The organism is Bradyrhizobium sp. 31Argb (assembly GCF_043638955.1).
Taxonomy (GTDB): domain Bacteria; phylum Pseudomonadota; class Alphaproteobacteria; order Rhizobiales; family Xanthobacteraceae; genus Bradyrhizobium.
The window spans coordinates 1-15,973 of the sequence record NZ_JBEGDB010000184.1 but is presented as its reverse complement, the minus strand read 5'-3'; the positions used below and the strand labels follow the sequence as shown (position 1 = coordinate 15,973).

The following is a 15,973-nucleotide window of genomic DNA, read 5'->3' as shown; positions in this document are numbered from 1 at the left end:
CCGGACATATGGATGCAGCGATCCGATCACCTCAAAAGCTCTTGTGCCACGGGGGCCGTCCACATATGGGTCCCGGCGTTCGCCGGGACGACAGTGCCGTAGGGTGGGCAAAGCGGAGCGTGCCCACCACCCACGGCCGGTGAAGAAAGGTGGGCGCGCTGCGCTTTGCCCACCCTACAATTCCGTGGCTTACGCCTTCTTCAAGCTCTTGAGCGCCTCGTGGACGTACGGATCAAGCCCCGCGCCGCCGGCGTCGAGATGGGCGAAGATCGCCTTGCGCATCCTTGGGTCCCAGAACTTCTTGATATGCTCGGCGATCCCCGGCACCGCGCGCTCATGCCCCTGGTTCTGGAAGAACTTGCCGATCTGGTTGGCCATGTAGATCAGTCGGTCAGGCGACATGGATGGCCTCCCTGGCATCGGCGCGGGTCGCGATCCGCTCCGCATGCGTGAATACCTCGAACCCGTCGGCGCGCGCGATCGCCGCAAGCGTGATGCCGGCGGCGTCGGCCATGCGCACGGCAAGCGCTGTCGGCGCCGATACCGCGACCATCAGCGGCGCGCCGATGGTTGCCGTCTTCTGCACCATCTCGACCGAGACGCGGCTCGTCAACAGCACCATGCCCTCGCTGGTCGACACCTTCGCCTGCGCCAGCGCGCCGGCGAGCTTGTCGAGCGCATTGTGGCGGCCGACATCCTCGCGCAGCGCGACGATGCCGCGCATAGGCGTCCAGAACGCCGCGGCATGCACTGCGCGGGTCCTGAGGTTGATTGCTTGCAGCGGGGCGATTGCGGCCATCGCGGTCATGATCTCGCGCGGCGAGAAGCTGCGGCCCTTCTGCACGATGGCTGCGGGACGAACCGCTTCCGCGATCGAATCGATGCCGCAGAGGCCGCAACCGGTCGGGCCCGCGATATGCCGCCGCCGCTCATTGATCAGCGTGGCCTTTTCGGGCGCCAGCCACATCCGCAGCTCGATGCCATCATCGAGCTCGATGATGTCGAGCGTCTCGATCTCGTCGGCGGACTGAACAACGCCTTCGCTGAGGCTGAAGCCGATGGCAAAGTCGCGAAGGTCCTGCGGCGTGCCCATCATCACGGCGTAGGTGCCGCCATTATAGGTCAGCGCCAGCGCCGTCTCCTCGGGGATCTGGCGCGTGCCTTCGCTCAGGCTGCCGTCGCGCCAGACCTGCCGCTCCGCGCTGGTGACGGGATCGTGCATCCTCACTCCGCGGCTTCCACGACCGGCGCGATCCGGCGCGAATGCTTCGCCTGGGCGTCATAGGCTTTCTGCCAGTCGGACGGACCTTTGGACGGCGAGACCTGCACTGCGGTGACCTTGTATTCCGGGCAGTTGGTCGCCCAGTCCGAATAATCGGTCGTGATCACATTGGCCTGCGTGTCCGGATGATGGAACGTGGTGTAGACTACGCCCGGCGCGACGCGGTCGGTGATGAGCGCGCGCAGCGTGGTCTCGCCGGCGCGGCTCTTCAGGCGCACCCAATCGCCGTCGCGCACGCCGCGCTGCTCGGCATCGTGCGGATGGATCTCCAGCAGGTCCTCGCTGTGCCAGACCACATTTTCGGTGCGGCGGGTCTGCGCGCCGACATTGTACTGGCTGAGGATGCGTCCCGTCGTGAGCAGCAGCGGGAAGCGCGGGCCGGTGCGCTCGTCGGTCGCGACATATTCGGTGACGATGAACTTGCCTTTGCCGCGCACGAAGCCGCCGATATGCATCACTGGCGTTCCCTCGGGCGCCTTCTCGTTACAGGGCCATTGCACCGAACCGAGCTCGTCGAGCTTGGCATAGGAGACGCCGGCGAAGGTCGGCGTCAACGCCGCGATCTCGTCCATGATCTCGGAGGGATGGTTGTAGTGCATCTCGAAGCCCATCGCCTTGGCGAGGCGGATGGTGACCTCCCAGTCGGCCAGCCCGTTCTTCGGCGTCATCACCTTGCGCACGCGCTGGATACGACGCTCGGCATTGGTGAAGGTTCCGTCCTTCTCCAGGAAGCTCGAGCCCGGCAGGAACACGTGCGCGTAATTCGCGGTCTCGTTCAGGAAGAGATCGTGCACGATCACGCATTCCATCGCCGACAGCGCCGCCACAACGTGGGAGGTGTTAGGGTCGGACTGCAGGATGTCCTCGCCCTGTACATAGAGGCCCATGAAGGTGCCTTCGATCGCGGCGTCGAACATGTTGGGGATGCGCAGGCCCGGCTCCGGGTTGAGCTTCACGTTCCACATCGCCTCGAACTGGTCACGCACCGCATCCGTCGCGATGTGGCGGTAACCCGGCAGCTCATGCGGGAACGAGCCCATGTCGCAAGAGCCCTGCACGTTGTTCTGGCCGCGCAGCGGGTTCACGCCGACGCCGGGACGGCCGATATTGCCTGTCACCATCGCGAGGTTGGCGATTGCGATCACCGTGGTTGAGCCCTGGCTGTGCTCAGTGACGCCGAGACCGTAATAGATCGCGCCGTTGCCGCCGGTGGCGTAGATGCGCGCCGCCTCGCGCAGATCCTTCGGATCGACGCCGGTCAGGATCGCAGTCGCTTCCGGGCTGTTGTTCGGCTGCGCGACGAACGCCGCCCATTCCTCGAATTCGCTCCAGTCGCAACGCTCGCGCACGAAGGCTTCGTTGACGAGGCCCTCGGTGACGATGACATGCGCCAACGCGGTCATGACCATCACGTTGGTGCCCGGCATCAACGGCAGATGCAGCGCCTTGAGGTGTGGGGCTTCCACCATTTCGGTGCGCCGCGGATCGATCACGATCAGTTTTGCCCCCTGCCGCAGCCGCTTCTTCAGCCGCGAGGCGAACACCGGGTGGGCCGAGGCCGGATTGGCGCCGATCACGATCACGACATCGGTGTCTTCGACCGAATCGAAATCCTGCGTGCCGGCCGAGGTGCCGAAGGTTTGCGACAGGCCGTAGCCGGTCGGCGAATGGCAGACGCGCGCGCAGGTGTCGACATTGTTGTTGCCGAAGCCGCCGCGGATCAATTTCTGCACCAGATAGGTTTCTTCATTGGTGCAGCGGGACGACGTGATGCCGCCGACCGCGTCGCGGCCATACTTTTGCTGGATGCCCTTGAACTTCGCGGCGGCGAACGAGAAGGCCTCGTCCCACGACACCTCGCGCCAGGGATCGGCGATCCGCTCGCGGATCATCGGTTTCAGGATGCGTTCCTTGTGGTTGGTATAGCCCCAGGCGAAGCGGCCCTTGACGCAGGAGTGGCCACGATTGGCCTTGCCGTCCTTGTACGGCACCATGCGCACCACTTCCTCGCCGCGCATCTCGGCCTTGAAGGCGCAGCCGACGCCGCAATAGGCACAGGTGGTCACCACGGAATGCTCGGGCTGGCCGATTTCGATCACCGATTTTTCCGTCAGCGTCGCGGTCGGGCAGGCCTGCACGCAGGCGCCGCAGGAGACGCATTCGGAGCCGAGGAAGCTTTCGCTCATGCCGGGCGAGACGCGGCTGTCGAAGCCGCGGCCGGCGATCGTCAGCGCGAAGGTGCCTTGCACCTCCTCGCAGGCGCGGACGCAGCGCGAGCAGACGATGCATTTGGCAGGGTCGTAGGTGAAGTAAGGGTTGGACTCGTCCTTCGGCATCCAGGCCGGATTGACCGCGCCATCGGACTTGGCGAACACATGGTTGTCGCCCTCATAGCCGTAGCGCACGTCGCGCAGGCCGACGGCGCCGGCCATGTCCTGCAATTCGCAATCGCCATTGGCGGCGCAGGTCAGGCAGTCCAGCGGATGGTCGGAGATGTAGAGCTCCATCACCCCCTTGCGCAGCTTCTTCAATCGGTCCGTCTGGGTGTGAACCACGAGGCCCGGCGCCACCGGCGTGGTGCAGGAGGCCGGCGTGCCGGCGCGTCCCTCGATCTCGACGAGACACAAACGGCAGGAGCCGAAGGCGTCGACCATGTCGGTCGCGCAGAGCTTCGGGATCTGGTGACCTGCGTCCATCGCCGCGCGCATGATGGAGGTGCCCTCGGGCACCGTGATGGGCTTGCCGTCGATGGTCAGCGTGACCATGGTCTCCGATTTGGAGCGCGGCGTGCCGAAGTCGATTTCCTCGATCAATGACATGGCGATTTTCCTATTCCGCGGCCTCTAAGCGGGCCGGTGCCGGGCCGAAATCATCCCGGAAATGCCTGAGGGCACTCAGCACGGGGTAGGGCGTGAAGCCGCCGAGCGCGCAGAGCGAGCCGAACTTCATGGTGTTGCAGAGGTCCTCGACGAGGGCGAGGTTTTCGGCCACGCGCTCGCCACGGATGATCTTCTCGATGGTCTCCACGCCGCGGGTTGAGCCGATGCGGCACGGCGTGCACTTGCCGCAGGATTCGACCGCGCAGAATTCCATCGCAAAGCGCGCCTGCTTGGCCATATCGACGCTGTCGTCGAACACGACGATGCCGCCATGGCCGATCAATCCGTCGCGAGCGGCGAACGCTTCATAGTCGAACGGCGTATCAAAGAGAGCGCGCGGGAAGTAGGCACCTAGGGGACCGCCCACTTGCACCGCGCGCACCGGACGGCCGGTGAAGGAGCCGCCGCCGATCTCGTCAACGAGTTCGCCGAGCGTGATGCCGAACGCGGTCTCGAACAGGCCGCCATGCTTCACATTGCCGGCAAGCTGGATCGGCATCGTGCCGCGCGAGCGGCCCATGCCGAAATCTGCGTAAGCCTTAGCGCCGTTATCGAGGATGAACGGGATCGCGGCGAACGACAGCACGTTGTTGATGACAGTCGGCCGCCCGAACAGGCCCTTGTGCGCGGGTAGCGGCGGCTTGGCGCGCACGATGCCGCGGCGGCCTTCTATGCTTTCGAGCAGCGAGGTCTCCTCGCCACAAACATAGGCGCCGGCGCCGACGCGCACCTCGAGATCGAAACTATGTGCGGAACCGCCGATGCGCGCGCCGAGATAGCCGGCGCGCTTCGCCGCCGCGATCGCGGCATTCATCGCCTCCACCGCGTGCGGATATTCGGAGCGGGTGTAGATGTAGCCCTTGGTGGCGCCGACCGTGATGCCGGCGATCGTCATGCCCTCGATCACGACGAACGGATCGCCTTCCATGATCATGCGGTCGGCGAAGGTGCCGCTGTCGCCTTCGTCGGCATTGCAGACGATGTACTTCCGGTCGGCGCTGGCCTGCGCCACCGTCTTCCACTTGATGCCGGTCGGGAAGCCGGCGCCGCCGCGGCCGCGCAGGCCGGAGGCGGTGACGTCGGCAAGGATCTCGTCGGGGGAGAGCGTCAGCGCCCGCTCCAGGCCCCTGTAGCCGCCATGGGCGCGATAGTCCTCGACCGAGCGGGGATCCACCACGCCGCAGCGCGCGAAGGTTAGGCGGGTCTGGCGCTTGAGCCAGGGGATCTCGTCGGCAACGCCCAGCCGCAACGGATGCGGCCCGTCGGCGGCCATCGCATCGAGCAGGGAAGCTGCGTCCGCGGCGCTCACCGGGCCGAACGCGATCCGGCCCGCCGCTGTTGCGACTTCGACCATCGGCTCCAGCCAATAGAGCCCGCGCGAGCCAGTCCTGACGATCTCGATCGCAAGGCCGTGCTTCTCGGCGGCGAGCTGCAGCGCCGTCGCGACCTCATCAGCGCCAACGGCGACCGCGCCGGCATCGCGGGGGACAAAGAGTCGCATCGTCATCGCTGCGCCTCCCTGACCAGCGCGTCGAGGCGCGCTTCGTCGAGCCGGCCGACCACGCGGCCATCCAGCATCGCTGATGGCGCGGTGGCGCAAAGGCCGAGGCAGTAGATCGGCTCCAACGTCACGCGCTCATCGGCCGTGGTGTTACCGAGTACAACGCCAAGCTTGGCTTCCGCGCGCGCCGCCAGCGCATCGCCGCCGGCGGCCTGGCAGGCCTCCGCGCGGCACAGCTTCAGCACATGGCGGCCTGCAGGCGCCTTGCGGAAATCATGGTAGAAGGTGAACACGCCGTGGACCTCGGCACGCGAGAGATTGAGCGTGGAAGCGACCATCGGGATCGCGGGCTCGGGCACGTAGCCGAAGGCTTCCTGCAGGGCGTGCAGGATGACCAGCGTCGCGCCTTCGAGCTCGGCATGCTCGGCGATGATCTCGGCGCCGCGCGCTTCGTTCCAGGGTTCGTAGGCCGATGTCATCCATGCCTCTCAAATCGGAGGGTTTTCACTCGCGCCCATGAAAGTTGGAATCGATCCAGATATCAATAAAGCTGTCTCATGCTGCGATCGTGAACAGCGATCGATTGGGATATGAAATCGATCAATATAGAAATAGAATTGGTAGCAGAACACCTTGTGCGGTACGGCTTTTTCTCGTGTTCGTCCCGGCTGTGATCGTTATATTCGAAGTGGCATGCCAGAGCTGATGAGGCCTTCTTGATCGACAAGCTTGAACTCCTGTTGGCACTCGCAAAGGAGCGGCATTTCGGCCGCGCGGCGGAGGCGTGCGGCGTCACGCAGCCGACGATGTCGACGAGCCTCAAGCAGCTCGAGGATCTCCTCGGCGTGATGCTGGTGCAGCGCGGTTCCCGCTTTCAGGGCTTCACGCCCGAAGGCGAGCGCGCGCTCGACTGGGCGCGCCGCATCGTCGGCGATGCCCGCGCGATGCGGGAGGAGATCAACGGGCTGAGGCACAAGCTCTCCGGCGAGATCCGGATCGCGGCGATCCCGACTGTGCTCGGCATGGTGGCTTCGCTCACCACGCCGTTCCGCGCCCGTCATCCCGACGTGCGTTTCCGCATCCCGTCCTGCACCTCGTCCGACGTGCTCGGCCTCTTGGAGAACCTCGAGGTCGATGCCGGGCTGACCTATATCGAGAACGAGCCGATCGGCAAGGTTCGCACCATCCGTCTCTATAACGAGAGCTATCGGTTGCTGACATCGCCCGACGCCATGTTCGGCGATCGCGACTCTGTGACGTGGAAAGAGGTCGGCCAGGTGCCGCTGTGCCTGCTGACGCCCGACATGCAGAACCGCCGCATCATCGATCGGGCACTTCGTTCAGTCGGGGCGGAAGCAACGCCGACGCTGACCTCGAACTCGCTGCTCGTGCTCTACACCCATGTGAAGACCGGGCGCTGGGCAAGCGTGATGCCGGCAAAGCTCGCGGAGACACTCGGCCTCGCCGACGCCGTGCGCAGCATTCCGATCGTCGACCCCGTGGTGAACTACAGTATCGGCCTGGTGATCCCGCAGCGCGACCCGATGACACCCTTGATCGCCGCCCTGGTTCAGGTCGCGCGCGAAGTCGCCCCCACGCTGGAGTCGGTATCTCCAAATCATAGCGCGTGACCAACGCGCCACCGCCATTGCTTGCGAAAGATGGCGGTGAGCCACGACGCTGCCGTGGGCGGTTTGCTATTGCCTGAATTGCGGCTCATGTTGTTGACGAGTTCCGGACATTTTCGTGGCTGCGCCGCGGCCGGGTGCGGAGTTTTCCCAAACGACGGGGACGGAGATCGTCTGAGAGGAATCTTTAGCTGAACGTTCCAGCATTCATGGAACTTGCCGACGGCTTGGCTGTTTCCATGCGGCGCCTGGTCCAAATGCTGAGGAGTTCTCGTAAATCGTCGCCAGCTACTGCAAGGCTCGGCAGTGCTGCCGACACTCGTATTGTTTCCGGGAACCGAAGCGGTCGCGACTGTTCCGTTTGATGCGTCCACCGTTCGGGAGCTCGCGCGCAGCCTCGCGAGCAAATCGTTCGAGGCGCCCGACGAAAAGCTGCCGGCCGAGCTGAAGGATCTGAACTACGATCAATATCGCTCGATCCGCTTCATGCCGGAGCGCGCGCTCTGGCGCGCCGACAAGCTGCCGTTCCAGGCGCAGTTCTTTCACCGCGGCTTCTTCTACAAGAACAGGGTCAACATCTTCGAAGTCGTCGACGGCCAGGCCAACGAAATCCGCTATCGCAAGGACGACTTCTCGTTCGGCAACGATGTGCCGGCGTTCGCCGCTGATGATCTCGGCTTTGCCGGCCTTCGCATCCACGCGCCGATCAACAAGCCCGACTATTTCGATGAGGTCTGCGTCTTCCTCGGCGCGAGCTATTTCCGTGCCGTCGCCAAGGGTGAAACCTACGGATTGTCGGCGCGGGGATTGTCGATCGATACCGGCGAGGCGAAGGGAGAGGAATTTCCCACCTTCAAGGCGTTCTGGCTGGAACGCCCCGCGGCGAACGCGACCTCGCTCGTCATCCATGCGCTGCTCGACAGCAAGAGCTGCGCCGCCAGCTATCGTTTCACCTTGCGGCCCGGCGAGACCACGGTGTTCGACGTCGAGATGTCGCTCTATCCGCGGGCCGATCTCGAGCACGCGGGGCTGGCGCCGATGACTAGCATGTTCTTCTTCGGCCCCAATGACCGCAACGATGTCGCCGATTTTCGCCCCTCGGTGCACGATTCCGACGGGCTCGCGATCTTCAACGGCAAGGGTGAAAGCCTGTGGCGTCCCCTGAGCAATCCGCGGGATCTTCAGGTCAGCACCTTCCAGGACCTCAATCCACGCGGCTTCGGGCTGATGCAGCGCGAGAAGAGATTCGCCGCCTACGAGGATATCGAGTCACGTTTCGAAGCACGCCCGAGCCTCTGGGTCGAACCGATCGGCGATTGGGGCGAGGGCGGCGTCGTACTGATCGAGATTCCGACCAAAGAGGAAATCCACGACAACATTGCCGCGTTCTGGCGGCCGAAGGTGCCGCTGAAGGCGAAGAGCGAAAACAATTTCACCTATCGCCTGCACTGGGGTCCGGATATGCCGAAGCCTCATTCGCTCGCCCGCTTCGTGCGCACCGGCATCGGAGCGCGTGGCGACGACAGCAAATTGTTCGTGCTGGATCTGATCGGCGACAACCTGAAGGGTGTCGATCCCAACAGCATCAAGGGCGTTGTGAGCGCCGAGAAGTCCGAGATCACCAACATCGTCACGCAACCAAATCCTGACACGGGTGGATGGCGGCTCAGCTTCCAATGCGCGGTGAAGAAGGATACGCCCATCGAGCTTCGAGCCTTGCTGGTGCAAGACGATAAACCTCTTTCCGAAGTGTGGGTTTATCGATGGGCTCCGTAGCGACGTCGTCGCCGCTGACGCCGGATGCGCCCACCGACGGGTTCCTGCCACGCGAATATCCGCTCGAGATGATCACATCGGACTTCGCGCATGCGCCGCAGGCGACGCGGCAGCCCGTGCCGGTGGCGTCAAGCATGTGGCTGCGGCGGACATTTGTCTTTGCAGCCACCATCGCGCTCACCGGCGCCGGCGCCTATGAGATGTACAAGGTGCTCGAAGTCGGGGGCGTGACCGTCCTGGAATGGATGGTGCTCGCGCTGTTCGTGGCGTTGCTTGCCTGGATCGGTTTCTCGTTTGCCTCCGCCCTTGCGGGCTTTTTCGTCCTGCTCGGCCGAAGAGGGAACGCACTGCAAATCGCCGCCAGCGGCGCCTTACCCGAAATCGCGAGCCGGACGGCGGTGCTGCTGCCGACCTATAATGAAAACGAAAACCAGTTGATGGCTCGGCTGCGTGCGATCTACGAGTCCGTCGAGGCGACCGGGCATGGCGAGCACTTCGACTGGTTTGTGCTGAGCGACACCACCGATCCCGATATCTGGATCGCCGAGGAACGCGCTTTCCTGAAACTGCGGCAAGCCTGCGGTTCCGATCGGCTCTACTATCGTCACCGCGCCAACAACGTCGCGCGCAAGTCCGGCAACATCGCCGAGTGGGTTTCCCGCTTCGGGAGCGGCTATCAGTTCATGATCGTCCTCGATGCCGACAGCCTGATGACGGGCGACACGATGGTGCGGATGGTTCATGCGATGGAGGCAAACCCCGCGGCCGCGTTGCTGCAGACGTTGCCGATCATCGTCAATGCGCGAAGCCTGTTCAGCCGCCTGCAGCAATTTGCGGGCCGGCTTTATGGGCCGATGATCGCAGCGGGCGTTGCCTGGTGGCACGGCTCCGAAGGCAATTACTGGGGGCACAATGCCATCATCAGGGTGAGCGCATTCGCCGAAGCTGCCGGGCTGCCGGAGCTTCGCGGGCGAAAGCCGTTCGGCGGACATATCCTGAGCCACGACTTTGTCGAGGCCGCGCTGATGCGACGCTCCGGCTGGGGCATCTACATGGCGCCGACGCTCGGCGGCAGTTTCGAGGAAGTGCCGCCTTCGCTGTTGGATTTCGCGGCGCGCGACCGGAGGTGGTGCCAGGGAAACCTGCAGCATCTCGCCGTGTTGCCAACGCGCGGATTGCACTGGATTTCGCGCCTGCATTTCATGACCGGGATCGGTTCGTATATCACCGCGCCGCTCTGGTTTACGTTCCTGCTGCTCGGGATACTGATCTCGCTGCAGGCCCGCTTCGTCCGCCCGGAATATTTTCCGAAAGGGTTTTCGCTGTTTCCCAACTGGCCGGCGCAGGACCCCGTTCTCGCGGCCTGGGTGTTCGGCGCCACCATGGCGCTTCTGATTGTGCCGAAATTGCTCGGCTTCCTGTTGCTGTTGACGCAGCGGGAAACGCGCCGGCGGTTCGGCGGCGCCATTCGCGCTTTCCTCGGCGTCATCGTCGAAGTGCTGATCTCCGCCATGATTGCACCCGCAATGATGGTCTTCCAGTCGATCGCGGTGATCGAAATCCTGATTGGCCGTGACGCCGGATGGCAGACGCAGCGCCGCGACGACGGCTCGGTCGAGCGGCGCGAGCTCTATCGAAAATACGGAGTGCCCACGGCCTTCGGCGTGCTGATGGCCGCGAGCGCCTATGCCGTCTCTCTGCCGCTGCTGTTGTGGATGTCGCCGGTCATCATCGGGCTCTTGTTTGCCATTCCGATCGGCGCCTATACGGCGAAGCCGCGGATGAGGGCGCTGTTTGCGACACCGGAGGAAGTCGCGCCGCCGGCCGTGCTGGCCCGCGCGAACGAACTGGCTGCATCGCCTTCGGAAGATCGCGGCCGCGCGCTGGTCGAACTGCAACGCGACCTGTCATTCCTGACGCAACATCTCCGCTCGCTTCCCCCACCGACGCGCCGGCGACCGGAGCAAATCGACCCGCAGCTCGCAATCGCCCGCGCCCGCATCGAGGCGAGCGACACCTTCGAGCAGGCCGTCGCCTCTCTCACCACCCGCGAGACACTGGCGGTGCTGAATGACCGGGCCTTGCTGGAAACGAGTCTCCAGTTGCCACTGGCAAGGGCTGCTTCGACAGCGGTGTGAAAGCTACGCCGCTGCCCGCATCCTCGCCGCGCAGGCGTTGCGCGGCAGGGCGATGCGGACGACGGTGCCGACGCCGAGCTTCGAGCGCAGCTTCATCGAGCCGCCGTGCAGGCTGGTCAGCGAGCGCGCGATTGCAAGGCCGAGGCCCGAACCCTGGTAGGTCTTGGTGAGCTGGCTCTCGACCTGCTCGAACGGCTTGCCGAGGCGCTGCAGCGAATCCTGCGCGATGCCGATGCCGGTGTCGGCGATCAGCATCACGATCTGATCGTCCAGCACCTGGCTGCGCACGATCACCCGGCCATTGTCGGGCGTGAACTTCACCGCATTGGAGAGCAGGTTGACGACGATCTGCTTGATCGCGCGGCGGTCGGCCACCACGGGAATCGTGCGTTCGATGTCGGCATCGAGCGTCAGCTTCTTGGCATGGGCGCGTCCGGACACCACGCGCAGCGATTCCGCGAGCGTCCGCGACAGATCGAGCGGCTCCAGGTCGAGCTTCATGCGTCCGGCCTCGATCTTCGACATGTCGAGGATGTCGTTGATGACGTCGAGCAGATATTTGCCGCTGGTGAGGATGTCGTGACAATATTCCTGGTACTTGTCCGAGCCGAGCGCGCCGAACATGCCGCTGCCCATGATCTCGGAGAAGCCGATGATCGCGTTCAGCGGCGTGCGCAGCTCGTGGCTCATATTGGCGAGGAATTTCGACTTGGCGGCGTTGGCTTCCTCGGCCCGCGTCTTCTCCTGCGAATATTTCTCCGCGAGGTCGGCGAGCTCGAGCGCCTGCCGCTCGAGCTCGGACTGCGAGCGCTTCAGGTCGACGACGGAGGCGCGCAGGCGCAAATCGTTGTCGACGAGCTTCTGCTCGTGCGCCTTGATGCGGGTGATGTCGGTGCCGACGGAGACGTAGCCGCCGTCCTTGGTGCGGCGCTCGGAGATGTGCAGCCACTTCCCGTCGTCGAGCTGCGCCTCGAAGGTGCGCGCACCGGGCATCGGCACGCCGGTCTCGTGCAACCGCGTGCGCACCTCCGGCATGCTGCCGACCTCGATCACGGTCTCGTAGGAGGTCCCGGGGGCAACGGCCGAATCCGGCAGCTTGTGGAGGCGCTGGAAGTGCGAGTTGCAGAGCACGAGGCGGTCCTCGGCATCCCAGAGCACGAAGGCTTCCGGAATGGTCTCGATGGCGTCGCGCAGCCGCAGGTCTGCTTCCACCGTCTTCTCGGCGAGGCTCTTCTGCTCGGTGATGTCGACCGCGATCCCGATCAGGTGCAGGGCGCCGTCGGCGGTGGCCTGGCTAAGCTCGCAGCGCACGCGCAGCCAGATCCAGTGGCCCTCGGTGTGCTGCATGCGGAACGACTGGTCGATGTGGTCGATCTTGCCGGAGATGAGCTGGTCGGCGATGTCGAACAGATCGATGTCGTCGGATTTCACCAGCGCGTTGACCTCGCCGAAGGTCAGGAGGTCGTTGCGGGATTCAAGGCCGAGCAGGGTGAACATCGACTGCGACCAGAAGATGCGGCCGCGCGAGAGGTCCCAGTCCCACAGCCCGCAGCGGCCGCGGTTGAGCGCAGTGTCGATCCGGCCGCGGACGGCGTCATTGATGAGATCGCCCTCGCGGGCGCGGGTCGACTGCCAGTGGAAAGCGAAGCCGAGGATGAGCACGACGAAGCCCGTGGTCGCCGAGAGCGTGACCGAGAGCGCGGCGTCCGATCCCCAGATCGGCTCGTTCATCTCCTGGATCACGATCACCTGGCCGGGCAGCGATCTCACCTGAACCGAGATGGCCAGCGCGCCGTCGCCATTCGGCAGAAGCATGTCGGCGAGGAGGCCCTGCTGGCTCGGCGCGGCGAGCAGTTGCGCGGTGGAGACGATGTCGAGCACCCGGTCGTTCTCGCCGAGCCTGTCGATCGGGGCGCGAGCGAGCATGCGGTGGTCGGCGCTCGTGACGATGATGTGGCGGCCCCTGGCGATGCCCCAGGACGGGATGAGATCGGGCAGCAGGCTCTGCAACTGCTCGATATTGCTAAGGCGTTCGCGGCGGCTCGAGGTCAGGCGATCGAGCCGCTCGGCGAGGATATCGGAGAGGGCGGAGAGGTCGCGCTTCAGGGCAGCGCGCTTCTGCCGGTTCTGGTCGACCACCTGGACGAACGCGCCGAGGCAGATCGTGATCAGGAAGGCGATGATGAGCGTGGGCACGGCCCGGCGCAACGCAGGCTCAGCGGTCAAGAGCCTGTGGTAGTCAGGTTTCGCGATCGATTGCGCCAATCCCTTGATCGAATCGGATTGAACGCACGCGTTCGCCGCATGCGCACGCGCCATGCCCTAGACCCCCACCGCAATCTGATTTGCACACCGTCGGAAGCCAACCCCACGTCGCTCCCGAATCAATGTGATTTGAATCCAGTTTTCCCGGCGTGTCGAGAGTCAACGATTCGTTAATGCGAAATAATTCTTGTCCAAGACAGAATCGCGGCTCTCAAACAGAGTCCGAAACGAGAACGTTGACGTGTTCCTACAAATGCGGCGGCTCGGCGTGGCTGATCACGCGCTTGATGGTGGGGAAGGCGCGGCGCAGCGCGCGCTCGATCGCGTCGACTCCCTCATGCACCTTGATGACGCTCATCGACGGTGCGGCCCGGCAGTGGAAGTTGACGATCTCGCCGGCGTCGGAGTCGCGGACACGCACATTGTGGATGTCATGGATCGGGCCATCAGCGGCAAGGCGCGTCAGCGCCTCCCTGATGGTCTCGACGCGATCGGGTGCGGCGTCGCTGCCCCACGGCAATTCCGGCTCGAGCGGCTCGATATGGGTGTCGACCTCGACGTCCTCGCCGAAGTCCTCGCGGATCGCGCGTTCGAGGTCGTGGGCGATGGCATGGGCCGTGGTGAGCTCCATCTCGCCATCGACTTCGAGGTCGATGCTGACGATCAGCTTCTCACCGAGCGCGTGCACGGTGACGTGATGGATGGCAAGACCGGAATTGCGCGCGATCACCATGATGCGCTCGCGCACGCTCTCATTGTCGCGTGCGACCGGCACCGCGGTGAAGGTGAGGTCGGCATCGCCAAGCACGCCGGCGACCGCGGCCTGCGCCCTGCGCTTGATCTCTTCGACGCGGTCGATCGGAATGGTGCGCGGTGGCGATGGCGTCGATGAAATAGGTCGGGCCGACCATGCGCACGCGCAGCCGCTCGACCTCGACGACACCGGGCACGTTCCGGATCGCCGCGGTCGCCTTCTCAAGCACGCCTTCCGGAGCCCGGTCGGTCAGCGTCTCCACGGTCGAGCGCGCCATCCGCAGGCCGAGCAGGGCGATCATGACGGCGACGGCGATGGCCGCGGCGGCGTCGCCCCACCAGAAGCCGAGCCCGGCGAGAATGAGGCCGATGATAACGGCAAAGGAGCCCATCACGTCGGAGGCGAAATGCAACGCGTCAGCCGCGAGCGCCTGGCTCTTGGTTTCGCGCGCCGCACGATGCAGCGCCCGCGCCCGCCAGAGGTTGACGACGATGTCGATGATGAGGACCACGAAGGGGATCGCGGAGATCGACGGCGGCGGCGCACCTTCGCTCAGCCGGCTATAGGCCTCGACCAGGATGCCGCCCGCGAGCACGTAGAGCAGGGCGATGACGCCGAGCGCGGAGACGCTTTCGAGCTTGCCGTGGCCATAGTGGTGCTCTTCGTCCGCGGGCAGGTCGGACACGCGCACCACCGCCCAGGTGATGATGGTCGCGATCAGGTCGACCGAGGAGTGCAGGGCCTCCGAGATCAGCGCCAGCGAGCCGATCGCGATCCCGACGACGAATTTCGCCGCGGCCATGCCACCGCTGGCAAAGACCGAGATCGCCGCGACCGAGGATTTGACGTTGTGAGCGCTCATGTGCCGCGGTGTAGCAGCCCACCCGCTAACATCAAGCGCCGATCGCAGTCGCAATCGCCACTCACTCGCAGAAGCAGGTTGTTGCGAATTATTCCGAGTCCAGAAAATGTTTTGCGCAAGTTCACCATACGCATTTCAGATGCAGCTCCACATTCTCGCGGCGCGTTTCACCCGAGTTTTGCAAAATCATTCGCCCCAGAACCGAGAGGGCGCAGGGAACGCCGGGTGCGCGCTGCACCCGCGGTCTCGTGTGCATAAGTGCACAAAGAAGTGCACACGAGCATACAGGTTCAGCGGAGGCACTCCGGCATTCCCTGCGCAATGGTTTTACGGCTTATATCGTGCTCTCCCCGGTGAGGCCGGGCTTCTTGCCACCGTCGCCCGTGAGAGGCGTTGGCTTCTCACGGACTTGACGCCAGCGTCGGGGCGTCAGGACCACACGACTTCGCCGTCCGCCTCATGCGCACTCGTCCGTTGCGCAATCCGCGTCCACCGCATCCCACCGCAACACTCGTGACGATCGCGAAGCGCCCCTCAATCGGGTGAGACGCGCGAACTATTAGACTGATTTGCATTTCGGAAAAACAGAAATATTTTTTTCCGCGCGGACTCGACAGGTTTTTGCTGATTTGCCCGTCGGGTTAGTTTGTCGCACCCAGCATCCACGTCGTCATTGCGAGCCACCGGGTCGGCGCGTAGCGCCGCCCGATGACAGGCTCCGCGAAGCAATCCATAGCGCCACGCGTGGAGGCATGGATTGCTTCGTCGCGGAGCCTGTCATCGGGCCCGCCAGAGGCGGGACCCGTTGGCTGTGTGCCGAGTATGAACGACAGCTTGGAGGTGGAAGTCCTCTATCCAGCCTGATGACGGCGAAGGATTAGCGAAGCG

The 15,973-nt window shown here is 64.5% G+C and carries 9 protein-coding genes and 1 pseudogene; 3 read left to right on the top strand and 7 right to left on the bottom strand.

What is annotated here, in order from left to right:
• Positions 1–189: 189 nt before the first annotated feature.
• The 5 genes from AAFX91_RS28195 to AAFX91_RS28175 are packed head-to-tail and all read right to left on the bottom strand — an operon-like array spanning position 190 to position 6,141.
• On the bottom strand, positions 190–402 hold the full coding sequence (locus AAFX91_RS28195; RefSeq protein ID WP_165421207.1) for a formate dehydrogenase subunit delta: 213 nt from the start codon (positions 400–402) through the stop codon (positions 190–192).
• Positions 392–1,222: a formate dehydrogenase accessory sulfurtransferase FdhD gene (gene fdhD / locus AAFX91_RS28190; protein WP_130579993.1), complete on the bottom strand. Its 831-nt coding sequence runs from the start codon at positions 1,220–1,222 to the stop codon at positions 392–394. The genes AAFX91_RS28195 and fdhD overlap by 11 nt, the downstream gene beginning before the upstream one ends.
• A gap of 2 nt (positions 1,223–1,224) precedes the next feature.
• Positions 1,225–4,101, bottom strand: a complete 2,877-nt coding sequence (fdhF, locus tag AAFX91_RS28185) for a formate dehydrogenase subunit alpha (RefSeq protein WP_394568812.1) — start codon at positions 4,099–4,101, stop codon at positions 1,225–1,227.
• Positions 4,102–4,111: 10 nt separating this feature from the next.
• Positions 4,112–5,668 carry an NADH-quinone oxidoreductase subunit NuoF gene (locus tag AAFX91_RS28180; protein WP_130579995.1) on the bottom strand — a complete coding sequence of 519 codons (1,557 nt, stop codon included), beginning with the start codon at positions 5,666–5,668 and terminating at the stop codon, positions 4,112–4,114.
• On the bottom strand, positions 5,665–6,141 hold the full coding sequence (locus AAFX91_RS28175; protein WP_130579996.1) for a formate dehydrogenase subunit gamma: 477 nt from the start codon (positions 6,139–6,141) through the stop codon (positions 5,665–5,667). The genes AAFX91_RS28180 and AAFX91_RS28175 overlap by 4 nt, the downstream gene beginning before the upstream one ends.
• A 237-nt stretch (positions 6,142–6,378) precedes the next feature.
• Between AAFX91_RS28175 and AAFX91_RS28170 the strand changes: the two genes are divergently transcribed.
• The 3 genes from AAFX91_RS28170 (at position 6,379) to mdoH (ending at position 11,204) form a co-directional block, all read left to right on the top strand.
• The gene (locus tag AAFX91_RS28170; RefSeq protein ID WP_394568811.1) at positions 6,379–7,293 is read left to right on the top strand and encodes a LysR family transcriptional regulator; all 915 of its coding nucleotides are present in this window, start codon (positions 6,379–6,381) and stop codon (positions 7,291–7,293) included.
• Positions 7,294–7,596: 303 nt separating this feature from the next.
• On the top strand, positions 7,597–9,066 hold the full coding sequence (locus AAFX91_RS28165) for a glucan biosynthesis protein G (RefSeq protein ID WP_394568810.1): 1,470 nt from the start codon (positions 7,597–7,599) through the stop codon (positions 9,064–9,066).
• A complete protein-coding gene (gene mdoH, locus AAFX91_RS28160) occupies positions 9,054–11,204 on the top strand; it encodes a glucans biosynthesis glucosyltransferase MdoH (RefSeq protein WP_394568809.1) in 2,151 nt (716 codons plus the stop codon). The genes AAFX91_RS28165 and mdoH overlap by 13 nt, the downstream gene beginning before the upstream one ends.
• Positions 11,205–11,207: 3 nt before the next feature.
• Here the strand turns inward: mdoH and AAFX91_RS28155 are convergent, their stop codons facing one another.
• A complete protein-coding gene (locus tag AAFX91_RS28155) occupies positions 11,208–13,523 on the bottom strand; it encodes an ATP-binding protein (RefSeq protein ID WP_394568808.1) in 2,316 nt (771 codons plus the stop codon).
• Between the two features lie 193 nt (positions 13,524–13,716).
• Positions 13,717–15,085: pseudogene (locus AAFX91_RS28150) on the bottom strand (cation-efflux pump).
• Between the last annotated feature and the right edge of the window lie 888 nt (positions 15,086–15,973).